We start from the raw sequence: 22687 nt of genomic DNA, 5'->3' as shown, positions 1-22687 counted from the left end.
ATTCTAAGAAGGTATAGCCTAACAATTTGCAAGGTAAGTTTCTTCTGTGAAGTTTTGAGTGGACAACACTCATTCAGTGCGCAGGTAGTGTCAGCCAATCGTCGGCGTCCTTACGGACTTGACTCTTGGGACACTTATGCGTACGACTTGTTTAGCCAATCGCATGCGCCCTATGGGCTTTGCTCTTGGAACAAGTCAGCATGCGGTGATGATGCCTGAACGGTTCCACCTGTTCCCATTCCGAACACAGTAGTTAAGCGTTCAAAGGCCGAGGGTACTTCGTTGGAGACGACGTGGGAGAGTAGGTAGTTGCCGCAAAAGATAAGCTCGTGAGAAATCACGGGCTCTTTTTATATGCTTACAGCTTTTGTTACAGGCGCCCCTTCCACCGCTCGCGGTCCCGGAGCTGTTGCACGGAGCGCCCCTATCGGCTCGTTGCACTCGCCACTTCCCCCGTCTCGGACGGGGGAAGCTAATATGCCGTTATTCAAAGCCTCCCCCGTCGCAACGGGGGAGGGGGACCGCGACAGCGGTGGAAGGGGGCTTATTTTCTCAATTTAGTTGAGAATTGATTTTTTTCTCAAATAGCACTAGAAAAATGAAAAAAATGTGATATAATCACAATGTTAAAATGACAGATGGAATCATTCTATCTAGCCAGGTCTTCTTAGGAGTTTTTAAATCGGTTTGTAGAAAGGTGTATCCGATGAAAACGAGTGCAAGGACAGCATTGACATGTGCCGTACTGCTTCATGTTATGGGAGTATCCGGTACGGTTTGGGCGAACGAAGGAACGCAGGAGGCAGTCTCCACCGCCGACATCCATGTAGAGGCAGACGCAGCGAAGGAAGAGGCGAAGTATGAGTCGCAGTCCACGACGATCATCACGGCGGAGGACATTGCGAAGAAGCAGGCGAAATCTGTTGAGGATATTATCTTTGACGAGACGGGCATGACGCGAAACATTGACGCAATGGGGCGCGTGACCGTCTCCATCCGTGGAGCGGAGCCGCGCCATACGCTTATCCTGATTGACGGTCAGCCTGTGATGGGCGACTTTGCAAAGTATTCGGGTGCGGGCGATGAGCTGCAGCGTCTTGGGACGGAGAACGTCGCACGCATAGAGATCATTCGCGGGGCGGCGAGTGCGAAGTATGGTGCGGACGCGATTGGCGGTGTCGTCAACGTCATCACGAAGGACGCAGCGAAGAAAGCGGGACTGCAGCTGAACCTTGAGGGGCGGCGTGCGAAGGGGGACAGCGATGTATTTCCGTACGCGAATTTCTTCCTGCGTGCGGACTCGGGGCAGCAGGGCAAGTTTCGCATTGCGGCGTACGGCGGCAGGCGTGATATTCTGCCCGTTTACGGAGTGCGGGACTCGATACTCTCGGACGAATCGCTCGTCCGTAACTCTCTGCGCTACTATGGCGACATCAAGAACATTGGTATGACCGCAGCCTATGATATCACAAAGAATCACAGTCTGTCGTTCAGCCTTGACCGCGTCAGCGAGGAGATGAACCGCTATGTGAAGCGCTCGAACTCGTTCTTTGAGCCGCAGCAGCATTTCAAGCGCGATGTAGACCGTGACAATTACCGCCTTTCGTATGCGGGGCGCGGCGGTGCGTCGGACTGGAACGTCTCCCTCGACTATGCGAAGATGCACGAGGACGATATTACGCTCACCTCCTATGTTGCGAATCGCACCTATATGGGGACGAATATTCTCGACTATGTGGACAATCTCGAGCATCGCCAGTTGAGCCTGAAGGCATCGGCAAATACGCAAATCAATGACAACCACCTTCTTTCCTACGGCGTGGGCTTCATACAGGAAAAGGGCGAGGGCAGCCGTCTCAAGAATGCGCCGAACACGTATACGCGCGCCATCGACCCGTGGGACTATGACAAGAATCTCTATGTAGGGCGTGATCTGCCCACGTCACGCATTCATGATTACACGATGATGCGCAATGATGCGGGCGTGCCGAAATACGATAACGAGTATGAATGGTATGGACACAAGGACACGAACGGCAAGAATTTAGTGCCGCAGTTTACGTACGAGGAATTTTTGAAGTATGGCTATCAACATCCGGACACGCCTGCGGATGTTGCAGCGCGGCGCGCGGCGTTCGGCAACGCGTTGAGAGCCGATCCGGCAAACAGTTATTTATCAGGCATGATACTTAGTCCGGAAATGGCGGTTTATATGTATTACAATCCCGAGGCAGTCCGTACAGAAACGGGTCATACAATGAACTGGCGAGGAAAAGCCTTTAAGGACGAATATTATGCGCGACACAATCAGCAGACGATCGGAACAGCGGAGATTAAGAAGCAGTATGTCTTTGTGCAGGATACCTGGCAGGTGAATGACCGTACACTCCTCTCGCCGATCCTGCGCGTGGACAACAGCAATCTCTTTGGCACGCATATGACGTTCAATATCGGCATGACGCACAACATCGGCGGGAAATCGAACCGCCGCTTCAAGGCGAATGTCGGCACGGGCTATACCGAGCCGGGCATGGGCGAGCTGTACTACAACTGGGAGATGTATGCGGGCGCGCCGGTCGGAGAGTATCGCGCACGTCTCGGTCGCTACTGGGTCGGTAATCCTGAACTAAAGCCCGAGAAGTCTGTGAACTTTGATATCGGGCTTGAGGGCGAGAGCAAGGGAGGCAAGGACAGCTTCCGCATCGACGCCTTTCACAACCGCATTCGGAACTATATGACGACGTACTTCACGGGCTATCTGATGGATTTTCATCCCGAGTTGAAGTCAGATGGTACTCGATTGTTCTTCCCTCCCGATATGATCTACAGCTTTAAGAACATTGGGCGGGCGGAGATCACGGGACTCGAGGCGGAGTACAACCATCGCTTTGACCGGCACTGGTCAACGAAGGTCGGCTATACGTATCTCCACGCCATCAACAAGAGCGACCCGACGATGCCCGACCGCCTGCTCGACCGTCCGCAGCACAAGATCGACCTCGGTGTTACATACGAGAACGCGGGCTGGCGCGCAACGCTCTGGGGGAACTATTACCTCAATATGCTCGACAGCAACAGCATCGCGAACAACGGGAACTATATCGATGATGTGGACAATAAATGGCAGATGAACTTCCATGTGGGCGGCACGCAGACCTATGAGAAGAAGTCGTTTGGCATCTGGAACTTCATCCTGCAAAAGGATCTCGGCAAGGACTCAAGTGCCTATATCGGCGTGGACAACATTCTGAACCACCGTGACGACGACCGTGCATTCCAAGAGCGGATGTATCGTCTCGGGGTCAATCTGAAATTCGGTCCCGATGCGGATACCGTGCCAATGAGCGCGGAGGAGCGTGCGGCGCGTACGGAGGCGAATAACGCCCTATTGGAAAAGAAGGCGCGCTTTATCATCCCGCCGTTCGACATGGAGAAGGAAATTGGCACGCGTGTGATTGGCGACTACCGCTGGCGGTGGAACTCCTTCACGGGCAAGGAGAAACCGGCAAATGCACGCACTACGCCAACCTCAACCATCGGCAGTGCGTATAAGAACTACCTTGAGAAGGCGGGGCACGGATTCGAGCAGCGTCTGCGCGCGGGTGTGGATGCAAGGCTAGACGAGAATACGAACATTACCGTCCTCGGCAGTCTCGCGAGCACGGCGGGTGTCGATACAGAGACGGATGCGGCACAGTCGAAGGGGCTGAACCATGCACGGCTCGACACGGCAGATGTAACGCGCCATGCGAAGGAGTGGGATTTCTCCCTCGGGCGGCTGACCGAGCCCCTCGGCATCACGGGCTACTACTTCGGCAAGGAGTACGACGGTGGACGTGCCGTCTGGACAGGAAAGCGGACGCAGGTGCGTCTCGGCTACGGCGACTTCCGCCGTTCGACGGGCATCGCGGACTCAGCGTATACCCATGCAGTGACAGAGACGTTCTATCGTGCGCCGACCGTGGATGAGTTTATTAAGACGCCTGGAATGGATTCGACGAACCCACTCAGCTTCTATGAACAGATGCAAAATGCGACGACACAGGCAGAGCAGCAAGCCATTGTAAAGCGTATGTTCAACATTGTGAAGCAGGCGTATCCCAATGTGCAAATGAAAAGTGACAGTCATATCAACGGATTGGTGCAAAGAACAACAACTTGGGTTCCTCTTACACGCTATGATAGAGATGCAGGAGTAAATGATGATACGGCGTATCAGCCACAGATTGAAACCAGCTCATTTGACACTGCAGCACTGGATTATCCGACCTATAAGGCATATCTGCAAGCGTGGTTTCAGAAAGAGGTTGAGCAGTACGGTACGGAGGACGGTGTTGCTACGAATCAGCTTCGAGGAACTTTGAACAAGCAAATACGTAAGATTTATGAATTTGAGGTAGATGATCGTTTTTACGATCCAGTAACAACTCCCGACCAGTTCCGGCAAAACTGGTATACTGCTCTTGAGAACTGGATCAACGCTTTGCCTGACGACTACACAGGAATTGATGATCCTGATTATCTGGGAGAAGCGGGGAAGGCAAATCCCAGTGTTACCAATCTTGTCGATATGTATTGGCAGGCAGTTCGGTACACATTGGAGGAAGCAGTCGAAGATGGCACCGATCTGCCGCGTGTCGGGCTTGGCAATGTGGTCGGCAAGATTATCAAGACGACAGGCACCGTGCTCGAGCAGGATCGTATTCCTGCGATTAAGCAGGCGGCATATATGCAGGTGCGCCATGAGGTTACGCCGAATATCGGCGTTGCGGCGTTCTATCTGCGCTCGCTCGGCGGCAATACGCATACCTTCCGCGCGGCGAATGGCACGGGGAACGATGTCGATACGTTCGACACACTCGCGAATGTCGTCGGTGTCGGTGCGCGCTATCGGCTCACGAAGAATGCTGCGCTCTCCTTTGACTACGGTGCGAACTTCACGGACTTCGGACGCTATATGAACGGGCACACGCGCTATGAGCATAAGGCGGGCACGTCGGACTTCGCCATCAAGGGGCGTGAGCGTGGAAATACGCCGACGTTCTGGGTGATGCGCCTCGATGTCGGGCAGGCAGATATGGATGTTGCGGGCAGCTGGAACGCCTTCATCGACTACAAGCGTTTCGAGCACGGCTCGTTCTTCGGCGGCAACGGGACGGAGTCTCTGCCCGACCGCTACCTCGACGGCATCAAGAGCTTTACCATCGGTGCAGGCTATGTCCCCGTGCAGAATCTCATGGTTGAGGCGTTCTACACATTCGGTGCGAAGGGCATCAATACGCGTGATACGCTCTATGGGCCGGAGCGATTCCGCCTCGGTGACTATGCACGTATGCAGGTGACATATCGGTTCTGAGGTGCTTGACGAATCACTCGTTGCGTCGTATAATAAACATAAGAAAAAGGTGCTGTCGGTAAACGGTCAGCCCCTACATTAGGAAATAGCTAAGATTAGCCGCCTAAGTTTGGTCACTGCGGGCGGCTCTTCTTATGCTCTGAATGCTACAATACAGATTGTAACGAGGAAGACAAACGAAAGAAATTCGTATGGTCCCATAAGCAATACCCCCTTTCGGGGGCGTGAATTGACCGCCTACCGTTATGACAACACCTAGGCACATTATAGCACGAGAAAAGACCTTTGTTAACCTCAGTATTATTTTTCTTTGAAAGGGTGACGATACTGTCTACACGATCCAAACCATTCGACTTTCGGACGATGCTCTATTTGAATACGCTGCTGATGTTCGTTCTGATTTTTTCGGGACGGCAGGAGATCCTGCTTCTCTCGTTTGCCCTCTCGATTCTCGTCTTTGCGACGGTTGGCAGTGCGGCGCAGACGGTGAAGTTTATCCTCGGATTTCTCGCGCTGCTTGTGCTCCAATATGGGGCGGAGCTGCTGCGCGGCACGGATCTGCCGCGTGGGGCGATTCTCGTGCCACAGCTGATTGCCTTTATCGCACTGCGCATCTATCCGTTCGTCGTGCTCGGCATCGCGCTCAAGAAGAGCACGAATATCGCGGAGATCACGACGGCACTCTCGCGTCTGCGTCTGCATCGGGGCATCATCCTGAGCATTGTGGTGATGATCCGCTATCTGCCGGCGATGAAGGACGATTTTCGCGTAATTGTGGATGCAATGCGTCTCAAGGGGATCCCTGTGTCGCTCGGCTATGTCGTACGTCATCCGATGAAGGCGATCGAGTATTTTGTTGTGCCGATGCTGTTCCGCAGTGAGAAGATCACGGAGGAGTTCTCGGGAGCGGCACTCGTCAAGGGCTATGAATACAGCGGGACGCGCACGTCCTATTTCGATGTCCGCATGGGCGGCAAGGATTGGGCGATGATCTTCCTTGCGCCGCTTGCCTTTGCGCTCTGTCTTACCGTTGTTTGAGGGTATGCGCTATGATTGAGTTACAGAATGCAGGGTTTCAATATCAGGACAGGGCGCAGCGGAGCATCGGCGGGAACTCCTGCACGGCAGGGGCGAGCGAGGTGATCGTGATCGCGGGGGAGAGCGGCTGCGGGAAGTCAACGCTCCTGCGCCGCATCAATGGTCTCTGTCCCGGCTTCTACGAGGGCATAGCGGAGGGGAAGGTCCTCCTCGCCGGACAGGATGTGCAGAATCTCCGCATTGGGGATATTTCGCGGATTGCGGCGACGGTGTTCCAGAATCCCGACAATCAGTTCTTTACGCTCGATGTGCTGTCCGACCTCGTGTTCGGCTGTGAAAACTTCGGTGTGCCGCGTGATGAGATCGAGCGGCGGCTGCGCTCGGTGGTGGAAATGCTTTCGCTTGAGCGTTTTCTTGGACGGAAGTTCTCGGAACTGTCGGGCGGGGAGAAGCAGAAGATCGCGATTGCCTCGGCACTGATGCTGGAGTGCAAGATTCTGCTGTTGGACGAGCCGTCGGCAAATCTGGACTATCCGTCGATCGCACTTCTCCGCCGTACGATTCACGAGTTGAAGGAGCGAGGATATACAATCGTGGTGGCGGAGCACCGTCTCTACTATCTGCACGGCGTGTGCGACCAACTCATTATTATGGAGCAGGGGACGATAGTGCGCCGCTATCGCGGTGCGGAGATGGACGTACTTGACAACAAGGCACTGAACGCGTTCGGCATACGCGGCTTCGACCTTTTCCATACGCGTGCGGCGTGTGAGCACGCTGCTCCTGCGATGGGCGGTGCAGAGCTGCTGTCACTCGAACATATTTCGTTTGGCTATGTGCGCGGACAGGATGTCCTGCGCGATGTCTCGCTCTCTGTGCGAGCGGGTGACCGTATCGCGCTCCTCGGGCATAACGGCTGCGGCAAGAGTACGCTCGCGAAAATCATCTGCGGGCTGCTGCGGGAGCGCGGCGGTCGTCTCTGTGTCGGCGGAGCAACCCTTGCCGCACGCAAACGCTATACGGCGGTCAGCTATGTGATGCAGAATGTGGATTTTCAGATCTTCGGCGCAAGCCTATACAATGATCTTCTGCTCGGCAATGAGGAGGCGGAGGACATCGATGCGCGCATTCGTACGGTGCTTGCGCAGTTCCGCCTGCTGCCGCTGATCGACGAGCATCCCATGCGGCTGTCGATGGGGCAGAAGCAGCGGCTTGTGATTGCTGCCGCCTGTCTTCTGCACAAGCGCATCGGTATTTTCGATGAGCCGACGAGCGGGTTGGACTACGGTAATATGCGGACGGTCTGCACGCTCATTGATGAATTTACGGGGGCGGAGAATGCCGCTATCATCATTACGCATGACTACGAGTTCATCATGAATTCGTGCAACCGCGTCATTCTCCTCGAGGATGGGCGGATTGCAGAGGATTTTGCACTGCGGGACGCAGCCGTACTTGAGCGGCTCTTCCGTGAGCGTATCAGATAACGATCCATTGGAGGAAAAACATCATGAATGCTTGGAAAATCAGCGACTTTGTCCTGATCGGTATACTCTCGGCACTGTACGGTGTGCTCGTGCTGGGCATCGGCGCACTCACTGTGCTGCTCTCGCCGGCGATGCACGCGCTGAGCCCCGCGCTCATCGGCGTGCTGCTCGGGACGGTGTTCCTGTTCGTCGTGAAGAAGATTCCGAAGTTCGGTGCGATTACCCTTTTTGTTGCGATCAGCACGGCACTCTTTGCCGGATTCTCGGGGATGATGTATGTGCCCTTCGTCGGCTCGGTGACAGCGGTCGCATTCGTCGTGGACGTGCTCGTGCGGCAGGTTGGGCAGCGCGTGCCCCTGCTCGCAACGGGCTATGGGCTGATACAGGCGGCGTACGTCTTTGGCGGCGCAATCCCGCTCCTCTTCTTCCTCGAGCAGGAGATGGTTCGCTGGCAGGAGGCGGGTATGGATATGGAGCGGATTCAGAAGTTCGTGGAGCACAGTACGGGTGTATTCCTCGCGGCGGGCATGGGGATTGCCTTTCTCGGAGGCTTCATCGGGATCTATATCGGCAAGCGGATCTTGAGGAAGCATTTTAAGGAATTGCGCTAATAGCAAGGACTGTTGTACGGAGAACGTAGCTCCTGCAACAGTCCTTTTTTATGAAAAGAAATCTCAATTATTTGTTTTGTTTATAGATCGTGTCTTAGGATATTGACTTTTTATATGAAAGCAAATACAATGATGAAAACATGAATCCCGAGTAATTTTGTAAGGATTAAACAACAGGTTATTTTAAGGAGAGTTTGCTATGGCAGATGTATTGCTGCAAATAAAGGATCTTCATGCGGGCGTGGAGGGCAAGGAGATTCTAAAGGGACTGAATCTCACCGTTTGCAAAGGCGAGGTGCACGTCATCCTTGGGCCGAACGGCTCGGGCAAGTCGACGCTGATGAATGTCATCATGGGGCATCCGAAGTATGAGATGACGGGCGGCAGCCTTGTACTCGAGGGGGAGGACATTGGCGAGCTGCGTGCGTTTGAGCGTGCGCGGCGCGGACTGTTCCTCGCATTCCAGACGCCGGAGGAGATCCCCGGCATCACGGTGGAGAATATGATCCGCACGGCGCGTCAGATGATGACGGGCGAAAAGGTGAAGCTCATGCCGTTCCGCAAGGAGCTGAATGCGATGATGGCAGAGCTGAAGATTGACCCGAGCTATGCACAGCGTTATCTCAATGTGGGATTCTCGGGTGGCGAGAAGAAGCGCAGTGAGGTGCTGCAGCTGCTCATGCTCCAGCCGAAGTTGGCACTGCTTGACGAGACCGATTCGGGGCTTGATGTGGATGCCGTACAGATTGTGTCCGAGGGTGTGTCAAAATTCCATACAGCGGAGAATTCCTGTCTCATCATTACACATAACGCGCGTATTCTTGATAAGCTGAAGGTGGATCGTGTGCACGTGGTCGCGCAGGGGAAGATTGTGCGCGAGGGTGGTGCAGAGCTTATTCAGCAGATCAACAAGGAAGGTTTTGCCAATATCCTTGCGGCGCAGGATCAAGTGGGGTGAGCCGAATGGGGGATTTTGTACCGAAGAAAAAGACGCAGGTCGCCGACATTGAGCGGACGATTTACGATATTACCAATGAAGATCGCTCGGCGTATAAGTCGCAGTCGGGGCTGACGGAGGAGATTATCCGCGACATTTCGGAGAAGAAGAATGATCCGCAGTGGATGCTTGATTTTCGTCTGAAATCATTGGATGTTTACCATGCGATGCCAATGCCCGCATGGGGGCCTGATCTCTCCGAGCTGAATATGGATGAGATCGTGACCTATGTGCGCCCCGATGCGAAGATGGTCGGGGACTGGAACGAGGTGCCCGAGGACATCAAGGATACATTCGACCGTCTGGGGATTCCCGAGGCAGAGAAAACGTCGCTCGCAGGGGTTGGCGCACAGTACGACTCTGAGGTGGTCTACCACTCGATTCAAGAGTCGCTCGTGGAGCAGGGCGTTGTGTATACGGACATGGAGACGGCGCTGCAGGAGTACGGTGACATCGTTCAGCAGTATTTCATGACGCTTGTGCCGCCGAAGGCGCATAAGTTCGCCGCGCTGCATGGTGCGGTCTGGTCGGGTGGCTCGTTCGTCTATGTACCCGAGGGGATCAAGGTGGATATCCCGCTGCAGTCCTATTTCCGACTGAATGCGGCGGGGGCAGGGCAGTTCGAGCACACGCTCATCATTGTGGAGAAGGGCGCGAGCCTACATTTCATCGAGGGGTGCTCTGCGCCGAAATACAATGTGACGAATCTCCATGCGGGCTGTGTCGAGCTGTTCGTCAAGGAGGGGGCGCGGCTGCGCTACTCGACGATCGAGAACTGGTCGCGCAATATGATGAACCTCAACACGAAGCGCGTGAAGGTGGAGAAGGATGGCGCGGTCGAGTGGGTATCCGGCTCGTTTGGCTCGCACGTCTCGATGCTCTACCCGACGAGCATTCTGCACGGGGAGAATGCGACCTGTGAGTTCACAGGTGTCACGTTCGCCTCGAAGGGGCAGGAGCTGGACACGGGCGCGACGGTGATCTTTGACGCGCCGAATACGTCGGCGAATATCAGCACGCGCTCGATCTCGAAGTCGGGCGGTGTCGCGATCTACCGCAGTGGGGTCAAGGTGACGCCGCGTGCGGTCGGGGCAAAGTGCTCGGTCAACTGCGAGTCGCTGATGTTGGATGCGGAGTCGCGCAGCGATACACTCCCCGTGATGGATGTTGCGTGCGATGCGGTGGACATCGGACACGAGGCGAAGATCGGGCGGATCAGCGACGAGGCGATTTTCTATCTGATGAGCCGCGGGATCGACGAGGAGGAGGCGCGTGCGATGATTGTGCGCGGCTTTGTCGAGCCGATTGCGAAGGAACTGCCGCTTGAGTATGCAGTTGAGATGAACAACTTGGTCAATATTGAGCTGGAAGGAACGATGGGGTGATGGCAATGCAGGACGTGTTCAGCCGTATCCCCATGCCGACATGGCACTGGCTGGGGGTCAATGATCTCCCCGTGCCTGCGGGGCTTGCGGATACCAACGATGAGATCAGGCTCTCCGTCGCTGCGGGGGAGCGTTCAAAACATATTGTGGAGCTGCGCGAAAACGGGGCGCAGGAGATCTATGTGGATGTTGCCGAGGGCGCAGACCTTGCGCTGACCTACATCCAGTTTGCGCCGACGGATGCGCCTGCCGCGAGCCGCATTCACGTAAATGTGGCGCGTGGGGGGCTGTTCTCCTGTACGCTCGTCGAGGCGGGGGCGGCACATACGGCATCGGAACTGCGCGTGACGCTCGCGGGCGATGAGGCGCGCGCGGATGTCTGGGGGCTGTACTTTGGCGATGAGAAGCGCAAGATCGACCTCAACTATATCATCCGTCAGGAAGGCCGCCGTACGGACGCGAATATGCAGGTGCGCGGTGCGCTGTTGGACCATAGTGTCAAGACGTTCCGCGGGACACTGGACTTCATTCAGGGGGCGCGCGGCTCGGTCGGCAAGGAGGACGAGGAGGTCACGATTCTCTCGCCCCATGCACGCAATCGGAGTGTTCCGCTCATGCTTTCACACGAGGGCGATGTGGACGGGCATCACGCAGTCAGCATTGGGCGGATGGACGAGGACAAGCTCTTTTATCTGATGAGCCGAGGGCTCGACGAGCGTGCGGCGCAGCAGCTGATTGTCGAGGCATCCTTTGAGCCGGTGCTGGCCCGCATTGAGAGTGACGAACTGCGCACGGAGATCGGCAGCTACCTTGAGAGGAGACTTTTGGGTGGAACGCAGGAATAACGAGTATTTGCAGGATTTTCCGATCCTGCAGACGAAGATGAACGGTCGCCCCATTGTCTACCTCGACAACGGAGCGACGACGCAGAAGCCGGAGGCGGTCATCAAGGCGGTCGCCGACTACTGCACCTACTGCAACGCAAATCCGCATCGGGGGGCATACGAGCTGTCGGTCAAGGCGACGGATATCTATGAGACCGCGCGTGTGCGGACGCAGCAGTTCATTGGTGCGGCACGCTCTGAGGAGATCATCTTTACGAAGAATGCGACGGAGGCGCTGAATCTCGTCGCATACAGCTACGGACGCGCAAATATCCGCGAGGGCGATGAGATTGTTATCACCATCTCGGAGCATCACAGCAATATTGTTCCGTGGCAGTTCGTTGCAAAGGCACGCGGGGCGACGCTCAAGTACATCTATCTTGCGGAGGACGGCAACCTATCGGCAGAGGATATTGCGGCACAGATCACGGAAAAGACGAAAATTGTCGCTGTGACACATGTGTCGAATGTGCTCGGTCTTGTCAACGATGTGCGTACGATTGCCGACCGCGCTCATGCGGTCGGGGCAGTGATCGTCGTGGACGGCTCACAGAGCGTTCCGCACATTGCGGTGGATGTGCAGGCGATGGATGCGGATTTCTTCGCATTCTCGGGGCACAAGATGCTCTCCCCGATGGGGATCGGCGTGCTCTACGGGAAATATCATATTCTCGATGCCATGCCGCCGTTCCTCTTTGGCGGCGATATGATCGACTATGTAGGCGAGCAGGAGACAACCTTTGCGGAGCTGCCCGCGAAGTTCGAGGCGGGCACGCAGAACGTCAGCGGTGCATCGGGGCTGATCGCGGCGATCGACTATCTCGAAAAGGTTGGATTTGATCGCATCGAAACGATCGAGCGCGATCTCATTTCCTACGCGCTGCCGAAGCTGCGCGAATTGCCCTTTGTGGAGCTCTATGGCTGTGACAGTATGCGCGACAACAAGACGGGCATCATCACGTTCAACGTGATGGACGTACACCCGCATGACGTTGCGTCGATTCTCGACAGCTACGGTGTTGCCATCCGCGCGGGGCATCACTGCGCACAGCCGCTGATGCGCTATCTCGGGCAGAATGCGACCTGCCGTGCAAGTTTTTACCTCTACAACACACACGAGGACATCGATCAGTTCATCGAGGCCCTGAAAAAGGTACGGGGGGTGCTCGGCTATGGCGACTGAGGGATCGGCACTCAGCGATCTCTATACGGAGGTTATCGGCGAGCACAGTCGCTCGCCCGAGAACAAGGGAGCACTTGCCACCGCGACGGTGCGCGAGCGCGGACATAACCCAAGCTGCGGCGATGAGATCACGCTTGAGCTCGAGATTGCGGACGGTGTTATAAAGGACGCCGGCTTTACTGGTGTTGGCTGTGCAATCTCGCAGGCGAGCACAGACATCATGATCGACCTGATGCGCGGCAAGACGGTCGAGGAGGCGCACAGGCTTGCCCAGCTCTTCACCGCGATGATCAAACGCGAGGTGACAGATGACAGTGCTCTTGAGGAGCTGGATGAAGCCATTGCGCTCAAGAATATCTCGAATATGCCCGCGCGTGTGAAATGTGCGGTGCTTGCATGGCATACGCTTGAGGACCTCTTAAAAGAAGGACAAACGTCATAAGACAAGGGCTGCTTTGGGAAGTTTTTGCTTCTCGGAGCAGTCCTTTGTCATTTTTCATCGCGCGGCTACTAGCTTTTTTGTGGATGCGCATGTATAATAAAAAAGTATTGCATAATTAGAATAACAGAAAAGGTGGGATTTCGATGCGGATGACAACGGCAATGAAAGGCATCGCTCTTGGCATCGCAGTGCTTGGGCTCGGCATGATGGCGGGCTGCGGCGGCGATCAGAAGGCAAGCGGTGAGAAGTCGTATAAGATCGGCATTGTCCAGCTGGTTGAGCACAATGCTCTCGATGCAGCGAATCGTGGGTTCGTGGATGGACTCAAGGCGCGCGGCTATGAAGAGGGCAAGAATCTCACGATTGATCGCCAGAATGCACAGGCGGATCAGTCGAACCTCCAGAACATCGCGCAGCGTTTCGTCAGTGACAAGGTAGATCTCATCTGTGCGATTGCAACACCGGCGGCGCAGTCCGTGGCGAACGCAACGAAGGACATTCCCATCGTCGGTACGGCGATCACCGACTATGTGAGTGCAAAACTCGCGCAGACGAATGAGAAGCCGGGGGCAAACATCACGGGGACGAGCGATCTCAACCCGATCAAGGAGCAGATCGATCTGCTCATCAAGCTCTATCCAAATGCGAAGACAATCGGTACGATCTACTCCTCGAGTGAGGTCAACTCTGAGATCCAGATCAAGGCGATGACGGAGTACGCCACATCGAAGGGACTCAAAGTGCGTGCGGCGACGGTCTCGACCGTCAACGACATCCCACAGGCGGCACAGAGTCTTGTCAATGATGTGGATGTGTTCTACGAGCCGACGGACAATGTCATCTCCTCCTCGATCCCGACGCTCGTAGGTGTGACGGATGCGGCGGGCAAGGCAGTGATCTGCGCCGAGCCGTTCATGGTGACGGGCGGCTGTCTCGCGACCTATGGCATCGACTACTACAAGCTTGGCGTTCAGACGGGCGACATGGCGGCGGACATTCTTGAGGGCAAGAAGAAACCTGCGGATATGTCGATCGAGACAGCACGCGACCTGACGCTTGTTATCAGCAAGGGCAACGCGGCAAAGTTGGGACTGACGATCCCGGAGGATGTGCTCAAGGATGCAACCCTGGTGGACTAATACAGACATAGAAAAGGTGGGGATTCGATGCAGATAACAAAACTCGCAAAATGTGCTGCGCTTGGCATCGCCGCCCTCGGGATTCTGGCATCGGCAGGATGCGGGCAGCAGGCAGAGAAAGGTGAGAAAACATACAAGGTCGGGATTGTTCAGCTCGTGGAGCACAGTGCGCTCGACGATGCAAATCGCGGCTTTGTGGACGGACTCAAGGCGCGCGGTTACGAGGAAGGCAAGAACCTCACGATCGACCGCCAGAATGCACAGGCGGATCAGTCCAATCTCCAGAATATCGTGCAGCGTTTTATCAGCGACAAGGTAGATCTCATCTGTGCGATTGCAACCCCGGCGGTGCAGTCGGCGGCAAACGCGACAAAGGATATCCCCATCGTCGGCACGGCGGTGACGGACTATGTGAGCGCGAAGGTTGTAAAGTCGAACGATGCACCGGGCGGCAACGTCACAGGAACGAGTGACATGAGCCCGATCACCGATCAGATTGACCTGCTCATGAAGCTCTATCCGAATGCGAAGACGATCGGCACGATCTACACGTCCAGTGAGATCAACTCGGAGATTCAGGTCAAGGCAATGACGGAATATGCCGCGTCGAAGGGGCTCACGGTGCGCACGGCGACCATCTCGACGGTCAACGATATCCAGCAGGCGGCGCAGAGCATGGTCGGCGAAGTGGACGTGTTCTACGAGCCGACGGACAATGTGATCGCATCGGCGATGCCGACGCTCACGAGCATCACAGATGCGGCGGGAAAAGGTGTGATCTGTGCCTTTGAGGGCGGTGTCACCGCAGGTGCTCTTGCGACCAAGGGCGTTGACTACTACAAACTCGGTGTCCAGACGGGTGAAATGGCGGCGGATATTCTTGCGGGTAAGGCGAAGCCATCGGATATGAAGATTGAGACGGCACATGATCTCGTAGTTGTCATCAACAAGAAAAATGCGGAGAAAATTGGTCTGACGATTCCTGCCGATGTACTGAACGGCGCGACGATTGTGCCGTGAGAATGGTTGAACACAGCGGAGCGGGCACGCAGCGTGTCCGCTTTTTTACTGAAATTGAGGAGTGACGTTATGGATCTCGTCATTGCGACGGCGGCGCAGGGTGTCCTGTGGGGACTCTATGCGCTCGGTGTCTATCTGACTTATCGCGTTTTGGATATTGCCGATCTGACGGTCGAGGGGAGCTTTCCGCTGGGAGCTGCTGTTGCCGCCTCCATGCTTGTTGCGGGCTATACGCCGCTGACGGCAATTCTCGCTGCCTGTGCGGCAGGATGTGTCTCTGGCATTGTCACAGGCTTTTTCTGTACGAAGCTCAAGATCCCCGCCCTGCTTGCGGGCATTTTGACGATGATCGGGCTGTACTCCATCAATCTGCGTGTCATGGGCAAGGCAAATCTGCCGCTCCTCCAGCAGGAAACGCTTTTTACCGAGTGGAATATCTGGGGGCTGGATGCGGCGACGAATATCCTCCTCATCGGCACGGTCGTCGTTGTGCTTGCAATCCTGCTCACGTACTGGTTCTTCGGTACGGAGCTGGGGACTGCCATCCGTGCGACGGGGGCGAATCCGCATATGATTCGTGCGAACGGTGTCAATACGGACGTGATGATCGTCCTCGGACTGCTTCTCTCGAACGGCATGGTCGCGATCTGCGGCGCACTGGTCGCACAGAGCAACGGTTTTGCCGATGTCGGCATGGGCACAGGCACGATCGTCATCGGTCTTGCGTCTGTGATCATCGGCGAGGTGCTCTTCGGCACGCGCAGCTTTAAGAACTGGCTGATCTCCGTTGTGCTCGGCTCTGTCGTCTACCGTGCAGTCATTGCCGTTGTGCTCCAGCTCGGTATGCCGCCGAATGATCTCAAGCTCTTTACGGCGATTCTCGTGGCAATCGCGCTCTCTCTGCCTCTCATTCAGTCGAAATACCATGCAATGAAGAAGGGGGCAGAGTAATGCTGCGCATAGAGGACATCAAAAAGACGTTCAATCCGGGAACGATCACGGAGAAGAAGGCTCTTTCGGGCATTACGCTTCACCTGAAACCGGGCGATTTTGTCACGGTGATCGGCGGCAATGGTGCGGGCAAGTCCACACTGATGAATGCAATTGCTGGCGCGATCTCCGTGGATACGGGCAAGATTTTGATTGCGGGCGAGGACATAACGAAGTGGCCGGAACATCGCCGCGCGAAGTTCATCGGGCGCGTCTTCCAAGATCCGATGATGGGGACGGCGGCGCGCATGATGATCGAGGAGAACCTTGCGATTGCTGCGCGGCGTGGGCAGACACCAACGCTGCGTTGGGGCTCGACGAGCGAGATGCGCGACGTGTTCCGCGAGAAGCTTGCGCGTCTGAAACTTGGGCTTGAGGAGCGTCTCTCCTCGCGTGTGGGGCTGCTCTCGGGTGGACAGCGACAGGCACTGACCCTTCTTATGGCGACGCTTGTGAAGCCGAATCTCCTGCTCCTCGATGAGCACACGGCGGCACTCGACCCCAAGACGGCGGCGAAGGTGCTCGAGCTGACCGAGCAGATTGTGACGGAGGATCAGCTCACGACCCTCATGATTACCCACAACATGAAGGACGCACTGCGCTACGGCAACCGTCTCATCATGCTGCACGAGGGACGCATCCTCTTCGATGTGCCGCAGGAGAAAAAGCAGGGGCTCACGACGCGCGACCTCCTATCGATGTTCGAGCAGGCGGCGGGCAGCGAACTCGCTAATGACAGTTTACTGCTAAGCTAATCGAACATTAACGCCCTTCACAACGCGTTCTAAGTCGATTCCGTTATATTATCCATGAAAGCAAGAGATACTAAGAACACAGATATGCGTTCGCCTTCTCTGACTTTCGATGCGTATTCTGCGGTCTTCCCTTCCGCAGAATTCACATACATTCCCTACATTTCTTTCTCTCTATCGAAAATACGCCTCCTGCTGCCCGGCGGGAGGCGTATTTTCTTGTGCAAATACGGGATTGCGTCCTTGCTATTTTGGGGATTCGTAGTAAAATAGAAGAAGGAATCGAACAGATGGACGGAGGTGCGCGATGGGGAAGGGATGGCCGGAGAGCGTTTTGGAGCGTCTAGCGGCGTACATTTATCGTGACGAGGCGATTCCGAACGCGCCCGCCCCTACGCCAAAACCTCCAACACCGAAGCTGCTGCGTGCGATGCGTTCGCTGGTCACGACCACACGCGACGCTTGGCAGTCACGCGCGGAGCTCTTTCTGAAGCAGGCGCGGCTGATGGCGGCCTACGAGGACAACTACGTTTACAACGGCACGGTCAACCAGTATTTTCCAACGTATGACTCGCTCTCGGATGCGCAGCTGCGTGGCTATTTCACATGGCGGACGGCGGTGCGGCAGGGACGGGTCGAGAAGCGGGGGATGTCCTATGCGTCTCTCTACGTCTATGAACTTCTGCATCTCATCGGGTGCAGGGATGCACAGGACGGCTATGAGAAGCTGCATTCCTTCTGTGAGGCATATCGCGCGCTTGACCCGCAGATCGGTCACTATATTGTGCATTGGGAAGATGAGTTCGTTATCTACTATGGGCTTGATTCCAAACTGATTACATGGCGTGGGAATGCCCTCTCATATCGGGAACAGGATGATGCCATCTGTACGGTGCTTCATCGCACGGAGCATACGACAGAGGAAACAATGGCGGCGGTCTGCGCTCTCTCCTCCTATCGCCTGGAGCGCTCGAAGCTCTACCGTGCTCATACGGCGGAGGTGAATGCAGTCGCGCTCCGCGTGCTGGATCGCGCTGCGGAGTACTATGAGAAGCATCGTCAGATCAGTTTCTTTGACGATTTGATTGCCGTGGAGCAGACTGCGCCCGTCCGCCTCTTTTCTTCAGCGGTATTTCAGCCGCCTAAGGAGGAGCCGGATCGCGTCTATGAGGTGGATCCTCTGCGCCGCTATGAGTGCGTGAGCGGGTACTGGACGCTGCACTCGTATGAGCGTCCCGAACGTGCGGCACAGCGTCTGGGCGTGTTTTTGCGCGGTGTGGATGCCGGACTGCGTGCACATTTTGGAATCACAGCGATCCAGCCGCCAAAGCTGAAAAAATGGCAGGCAAAAATAATTGATGAGGAGATTACCACGTTTCTTGCGGAGCAGAGGGCGGCAGAGACGCGGCGTGTCCGACTCGACTTTTCGCAGCTTGCGCGCATTCGTGCGGATGCCGATGTGACGCAGGAGCGGCTGATCGTGGAGGAGGAAGAGCCGCCGATGATGCCCTCTTTTGAGCCTTCGCCTGTCGTTCCTCCGCCATCCTCTGAGGATACGCTGCCCGCCGCTCCCGTCATGACAGAGGGGGCAGGGGATATCAATGGTCTGGATGCGGCGGAGCTTCGGCTGCTCCGCACACTCCTCGCTGACGGTGACCTCGCATGGGTGCGTACGGAGGGGCGGATGCTCTCCGTCCTCGTCGATGGCATCAACGAAAAACTGTACGATGATTTTGCGGACACGGTGATCGAGGGCGATCCGCCCGCCGTTGTTCCCGATTATCAGGACGAACTGATAGAAAGGTATCTGCATGGCTGCGAATGAACCGAAGAAAATCCCGCGCCGCATTGCCCAGACACTCGTGAATGCGCTCAAGGGCGGTGTTGTGCCGCGCATCGGTCTCCCGTACATCACCGTCGGACGGCGCAGCGAGATTGAGGCCCTGCTCTCCGATGTGGAGATGATCGAGGGTGGCGGGGCTTCGTTCCGCTTTATCGTTGGGCGCTACGGCAGTGGAAAGAGTTTCCTTTTGCAGACGATCCGCAGCTATGTCATGGCAAAGAATTTCGTCGTGGTGGATGCCGACCTCTCGCCCGAGCGACGCCTGCAGGGGACGCGCGGACAGGGGCTCGCGACGTACCGTGAGCTCATCCGCAATATGGCGACGAAGACAACGCCCGAGGGCGGGGCACTCACGCTCATCCTTGACCGTTGGATCAGCCGCGTGCAGCAGGAAATCGTGACGGAGGACGGTATCGCCCCCGAGTACCCCGGTTTTTCCGCTGCTGTTGACCGACGGATTGCCTCCATCATCTATGGGCTGAACGATCTCGTTCATGGATTTGACTTTACGCGGCTTCTGACGCTCTACTATCATGCCTATCGGGACGGCGATGATGAGAAGCGCGCACAGGTTGCGCGCTGGTTTCGTGGGGAGTATACGACAAAGACGGAGGCGCGGAACGATCTCGGTGTGAATATCATCATCACGGACGACGACTGGTACGAGTATCTGAAACTCTTTGCCGCATTCCTGCGCCAAGCGGGCTATGCAGGGATGCTCATCCTCATCGACGAGCTCGTGAACATCTACAAGATCCCGCACGCGGTCACGCGCCAGTACAACTACGAGAAGATCCTAACGATGTATAACGATGCGATGCAGGGACGCGCACAGCATCTCGGTATGATTCTCTGCGGCACGCCCGCCTGCATGGAGGACACGCGACGCGGGGTCTACAGCTATGAGGCTCTGCGCTCACGGCTCGCCGAGGGGCGATTTGCAGGGGAGCATCGTGACCTGCTCTCGCCCGTGATACGGCTCGCGCCGCTTACGCATGAGGAGATGCTCGTGCTTATCGAAAAGCTTGCCGCCATCCATGCGGAGCTCTATGGATATGCACAGATTGTCACGCAGGACGATCTCGCGGACTTCATCCGCATCGAGTTCGGACGGATCGGTGCGGACACACATATCACACCGCGTGAGGTCATCCGTGACTTCATTCAGGTGCTCGACATTATCTATCAAAATCCGACATTGAAACTCGCCGATTTGCTCGGTTCGGAGGAGTTTTCCTACGCACAGAATGAGGTGGAGGGCGCAGAGATCAGCGCACAGTTCGCGGAGTTCGAGCTATGAGCGTGTTCGACCGCTATGCGCCCTTCGTGCGTGATTATATCTACGCGCAGGAATGGCAGAGCCTGCGCGGCATCCAGATTGCGGCAGCGGAGGCAATCTTTGGGACGGACGATCATGTGCTCCTGACAGCGTCCACAGCGGCGGGCAAGACGGAGGCGGCGTTTTTCCCGATTATTACGCTCTTTCACGAGAATCCTCCCACATCGGTTGGATGTATCTACATCGGTCCGCTCAAGGCGCTGATTAACGACCAGTTCGAGCGTCTGACGGAGCTGTGCCACAGGGCGGACATCCCCGTCTGGCACTGGCACGGGGATGTGGGGCAGACGCATAAGGCACGCCTGATGAAACGCCCGTCGGGCATCCTGCAAATCACGCCGGAGTCGCTTGAGGCACTGCTCCTGCATCGGCACATGGCGATTCCAAAACTGTTCGGCGATCTGCGCTTTGTCGTGATCGACGAGCTGCACTCCCTCCTGCGCGGCGATCGCGGCGGGCAGACACTCTGTCTCATCGAGCGTCTTTCCCGCATTGCGGGCGTGCAGCCGCGCCGCATCGGGCTGTCGGCGACCATTGGCGATGTCAAGCGTGCAGGGGATTTTCTCGCGGCAGGGACGGGACGGGAGACCCTTGTGCCACAGATCGAGACAAAGGGGAGCAAGTGGCGGCTCTCCCTTGAGCATTTCTATGTGCGCGACACGCAGGCGGGGGAGGGACGCGACGACATTGTCGTGTCGGATGTTCTCGGTGCACCGACCGACACCCCGCCCGAGGCCGCCGATCCAGGGCTTGGCTATATCTTTGCACATACACGCGGGAAGAAATGCCTCGTCTTTGTCAACTCGCGTGAGGAGTGCGAGGCGGTGACAACGACGCTGCGCGCCTACTGTGAGAAACAGCATGAGCCGGATCGTTTCCTCATTCATCACGGGAATCTCTCCGCCGCATTCCGTGAGACGGCGGAGGCGCGAATGAAGGATGAGAACAGTCTCTTTACAACGTGTACGACGGCGACGCTCGAACTTGGCATCGATATCGGACGGCTCGAGTGTGCCTTTCAGATCGACGCACCGTGGACGGTCTCGTCCTTCCTCCAGCGCATGGGACGAACGGGGCGGCGCGGTCAGCCGCAGGAGATGCACTTTGTCGTGCGCGAGGACGCACCTGAGGCGCGTGCTCTGCTGCCCGCAACGATTCCATGGAAACTGCTGCAGGGGATTGCCCTTATCCAGCTCTATCTTGAGGAGCGCTGGGTCGAGCCGCCGCGCCTTGACCGTCTGCCGTTCAGCCTGCTCTATCATCAGACGATGAGCATCGCGGCATCCTGTGGGGAGCTCTCGCCGCGTGCACTCGCAGATCGTGTGCTCTCCCTGCACGTCTTTCATCGCATTACGCAGGAGGACTACCGTACGCTCCTGCGCCATCTGATCGCGCAGGAACATCTGCAGCAGACGGAGCGCGGCGGGCTCATCGTCGGGCTTGCGGGGGAGCGCGTTGTGCAGTCCTTTCGCTTCTACGGCGTCTTTCAAGAGAATGAGGAGTACACCGTCCGCTGCGAGTCGCAGGAGATCGGCACGATTGTCACGCCGCCGCCCGTTGGGGAGAAGATTGCGATCGCAGGGCACGTCTGGCGCGTGCTTGAGGTTGACCGCAAGCGTCACCTCGTGTACTGCGAGATGGTGAAGGGGAATGTGCCTGCCTACTTCGGCGAATGCCCCGGCGATATCCATACGCGCATCCTTGAGCGGATGCGGCAGGTCTTGCGCGAGGAGTTGATCCCGCCCTATTTGCTAAAAAATGCGGTCGCCCGTCTCACGCAGGCGCGTGAGACGGCACGACATTCGCGTGCGGCGGAGGATGTGCTCATCCCGCTCGGCGGAGAGATGTACGCACTTCTGCCGTGGCTCGGCAGCTATGCCTTCCTTGCACTTGAGCGATTCCTGCGCATCCGCTGCGGTGCGCGGCTCGGTCTGCGTGGATTTGAGTCCATGCGCCCGTACTTCATGCAGTTCACGATGAAGGTGACCCCGACGGAGTTCTTTCATATTCTTGCGGAGGAGGCGGCGGGAAACATCGAGCCGATGGAACTCCTCTATCCCGATGAGATCCCGATTTTCGACAAATACGATGAGTTCCTGCCGACGGAGCTTGTGCAGCGCGGATTCGCATACGGGATTCTGGATGTGAAGGGGATGCGAGCGGCGGTGTGTGCGTGGTCGAAGGCACGGATTGACAGCCCCGCGCGGTCGTGATAGAATAC

At 56.5% G+C, this 22687-nt stretch carries 16 protein-coding genes and 1 rRNA gene; all 17 read left to right on the top strand.

Annotated elements, in window-relative coordinates:
• The first annotated feature begins 201 nt into the window (after positions 1 to 201).
• The 17 genes from rrf to HMPREF9334_RS03190 all read left to right on the top strand — a co-directional run bounded on the left by rrf (position 202) and on the right by HMPREF9334_RS03190 (position 22679).
• Positions 202 to 318: ribosomal RNA gene (rrf, locus tag HMPREF9334_RS03270) — 5S ribosomal RNA — on the top strand.
• A gap of 388 nt (positions 319 to 706) precedes the next feature.
• The gene (locus HMPREF9334_RS03265) at positions 707 to 5356 is read left to right on the top strand and encodes a TonB-dependent receptor plug domain-containing protein (protein ID WP_039957182.1); all 4650 of its coding nucleotides are present in this window, start codon (positions 707 to 709) and stop codon (positions 5354 to 5356) included.
• A 363-nt stretch (positions 5357 to 5719) separates the two neighbouring features.
• Complete coding sequence (locus tag HMPREF9334_RS03260; protein ID WP_071985963.1) at positions 5720 to 6394, top strand: energy-coupling factor transporter transmembrane component T; 675 nt, start codon at positions 5720 to 5722, stop codon at positions 6392 to 6394.
• A gap of 11 nt (positions 6395 to 6405) precedes the next feature.
• Positions 6406 to 7881, top strand: a complete 1476-nt coding sequence (locus HMPREF9334_RS03255) for an ABC transporter ATP-binding protein (protein WP_006692074.1) — start codon at positions 6406 to 6408, stop codon at positions 7879 to 7881.
• Between the two features lie 23 nt (positions 7882 to 7904).
• A complete protein-coding gene (locus HMPREF9334_RS03250; RefSeq protein WP_006692073.1) occupies positions 7905 to 8492 on the top strand; it encodes an MptD family putative ECF transporter S component in 588 nt (195 codons plus the stop codon).
• A 199-nt stretch (positions 8493 to 8691) separates the two neighbouring features.
• Positions 8692 to 9450 carry a Fe-S cluster assembly ATPase SufC gene (gene sufC, locus HMPREF9334_RS03245; RefSeq protein WP_006692072.1) on the top strand — a complete coding sequence of 253 codons (759 nt, stop codon included), beginning with the start codon at positions 8692 to 8694 and terminating at the stop codon, positions 9448 to 9450.
• Between the two features lie 5 nt (positions 9451 to 9455).
• Complete coding sequence (gene sufB / locus HMPREF9334_RS03240; RefSeq protein ID WP_006692071.1) at positions 9456 to 10874, top strand: Fe-S cluster assembly protein SufB; 1419 nt, start codon at positions 9456 to 9458, stop codon at positions 10872 to 10874.
• Positions 10874 to 11719, top strand: a complete 846-nt coding sequence (locus HMPREF9334_RS03235; protein ID WP_039957181.1) for a SufB/SufD family protein — start codon at positions 10874 to 10876, stop codon at positions 11717 to 11719. Before sufB ends, HMPREF9334_RS03235 begins: the two co-directional genes overlap by 1 nt.
• Positions 11703 to 12941, top strand: a complete 1239-nt coding sequence (locus HMPREF9334_RS03230) for a cysteine desulfurase (RefSeq protein WP_006692069.1) — start codon at positions 11703 to 11705, stop codon at positions 12939 to 12941. Before HMPREF9334_RS03235 ends, HMPREF9334_RS03230 begins: the two co-directional genes overlap by 17 nt.
• Positions 12931 to 13383 carry a Fe-S cluster assembly sulfur transfer protein SufU gene (sufU, locus tag HMPREF9334_RS03225; protein WP_006692068.1) on the top strand — a complete coding sequence of 151 codons (453 nt, stop codon included), beginning with the start codon at positions 12931 to 12933 and terminating at the stop codon, positions 13381 to 13383. The genes HMPREF9334_RS03230 and sufU overlap by 11 nt, the downstream gene beginning before the upstream one ends.
• 143 nt (positions 13384 to 13526) lie before the next feature.
• Complete coding sequence (locus HMPREF9334_RS03220) at positions 13527 to 14522, top strand: ABC transporter substrate-binding protein (RefSeq protein WP_006692067.1); 996 nt, start codon at positions 13527 to 13529, stop codon at positions 14520 to 14522.
• Positions 14523 to 14549: 27 nt separating this feature from the next.
• On the top strand, positions 14550 to 15542 hold the full coding sequence (locus HMPREF9334_RS03215) for an ABC transporter substrate-binding protein (RefSeq protein ID WP_006692066.1): 993 nt from the start codon (positions 14550 to 14552) through the stop codon (positions 15540 to 15542).
• 69 nt (positions 15543 to 15611) lie between these two features.
• Positions 15612 to 16493, top strand: a complete 882-nt coding sequence (locus tag HMPREF9334_RS03210) for an ABC transporter permease (RefSeq protein ID WP_006692065.1) — start codon at positions 15612 to 15614, stop codon at positions 16491 to 16493.
• Positions 16493 to 17287, top strand: coding sequence for an ABC transporter ATP-binding protein (locus tag HMPREF9334_RS03205; protein WP_006692064.1), 795 nt, complete (start codon positions 16493 to 16495; stop codon positions 17285 to 17287). Before HMPREF9334_RS03210 ends, HMPREF9334_RS03205 begins: the two co-directional genes overlap by 1 nt.
• A 304-nt stretch (positions 17288 to 17591) precedes the next feature.
• Positions 17592 to 19109: a TerB N-terminal domain-containing protein gene (locus tag HMPREF9334_RS03200; protein ID WP_006692063.1), complete on the top strand. Its 1518-nt coding sequence runs from the start codon at positions 17592 to 17594 to the stop codon at positions 19107 to 19109.
• A complete protein-coding gene (locus HMPREF9334_RS03195) occupies positions 19096 to 20427 on the top strand; it encodes an ATP-binding protein (RefSeq protein WP_006692062.1) in 1332 nt (443 codons plus the stop codon). Before HMPREF9334_RS03200 ends, HMPREF9334_RS03195 begins: the two co-directional genes overlap by 14 nt.
• Positions 20424 to 22679 (top strand): DEAD/DEAH box helicase, encoded by a 2256-nt coding sequence (locus HMPREF9334_RS03190; protein WP_006692061.1) that lies wholly within the window; start codon positions 20424 to 20426, stop codon positions 22677 to 22679. The genes HMPREF9334_RS03195 and HMPREF9334_RS03190 overlap by 4 nt, the downstream gene beginning before the upstream one ends.
• Positions 22680 to 22687 lie beyond the last annotated feature (8 nt).

This window comes from Centipeda infelix ATCC 43532, assembly GCF_000234095.1.
Taxonomy (GTDB): domain Bacteria; phylum Bacillota; class Negativicutes; order Selenomonadales; family Selenomonadaceae; genus Centipeda; species Centipeda infelix.
This window is presented reverse-complemented; position numbering and strand designations above follow the sequence as displayed.

Excerpts from the sequence above, each read along its gene's own strand:
- HMPREF9334_RS03215 (WP_006692066.1), top strand. The coding sequence starts at position 14,550 with ATGCAGATAACAAAACTCGCAAAATGTGCTGCGCTTGGCATCGCCGCC.
- sufB (WP_006692071.1), top strand. The coding sequence starts at position 9,456 with ATGGGGGATTTTGTACCGAAGAAAAAGACGCAGGTCGCCGACATTGAG.
- HMPREF9334_RS03255 (WP_006692074.1), top strand. The coding sequence starts at position 6,406 with ATGATTGAGTTACAGAATGCAGGGTTTCAATATCAGGACAGGGCGCAG.
- sufU (WP_006692068.1), top strand. The coding sequence starts at position 12,931 with ATGGCGACTGAGGGATCGGCACTCAGCGATCTCTATACGGAGGTTATC.
- HMPREF9334_RS03220 (WP_006692067.1), top strand. The coding sequence starts at position 13,527 with ATGCGGATGACAACGGCAATGAAAGGCATCGCTCTTGGCATCGCAGTG.
- HMPREF9334_RS03210 (WP_006692065.1), top strand. The coding sequence starts at position 15,612 with ATGGATCTCGTCATTGCGACGGCGGCGCAGGGTGTCCTGTGGGGACTC.
- HMPREF9334_RS03195 (WP_006692062.1), top strand. The coding sequence starts at position 19,096 with ATGGCTGCGAATGAACCGAAGAAAATCCCGCGCCGCATTGCCCAGACA.
- HMPREF9334_RS03205 (WP_006692064.1), top strand. The coding sequence starts at position 16,493 with ATGCTGCGCATAGAGGACATCAAAAAGACGTTCAATCCGGGAACGATC.
- sufC (WP_006692072.1), top strand. The coding sequence starts at position 8,692 with ATGGCAGATGTATTGCTGCAAATAAAGGATCTTCATGCGGGCGTGGAG.
- HMPREF9334_RS03265 (WP_039957182.1), top strand. The coding sequence starts at position 707 with ATGAAAACGAGTGCAAGGACAGCATTGACATGTGCCGTACTGCTTCAT.
- HMPREF9334_RS03260 (WP_071985963.1), top strand. The coding sequence starts at position 5,720 with ATGCTCTATTTGAATACGCTGCTGATGTTCGTTCTGATTTTTTCGGGA.
- HMPREF9334_RS03235 (WP_039957181.1), top strand. The coding sequence starts at position 10,874 with ATGGCAATGCAGGACGTGTTCAGCCGTATCCCCATGCCGACATGGCAC.
- HMPREF9334_RS03200 (WP_006692063.1), top strand. The coding sequence starts at position 17,592 with ATGGGGAAGGGATGGCCGGAGAGCGTTTTGGAGCGTCTAGCGGCGTAC.
- HMPREF9334_RS03250 (WP_006692073.1), top strand. The coding sequence starts at position 7,905 with ATGAATGCTTGGAAAATCAGCGACTTTGTCCTGATCGGTATACTCTCG.
- HMPREF9334_RS03190 (WP_006692061.1), top strand. The coding sequence starts at position 20,424 with ATGAGCGTGTTCGACCGCTATGCGCCCTTCGTGCGTGATTATATCTAC.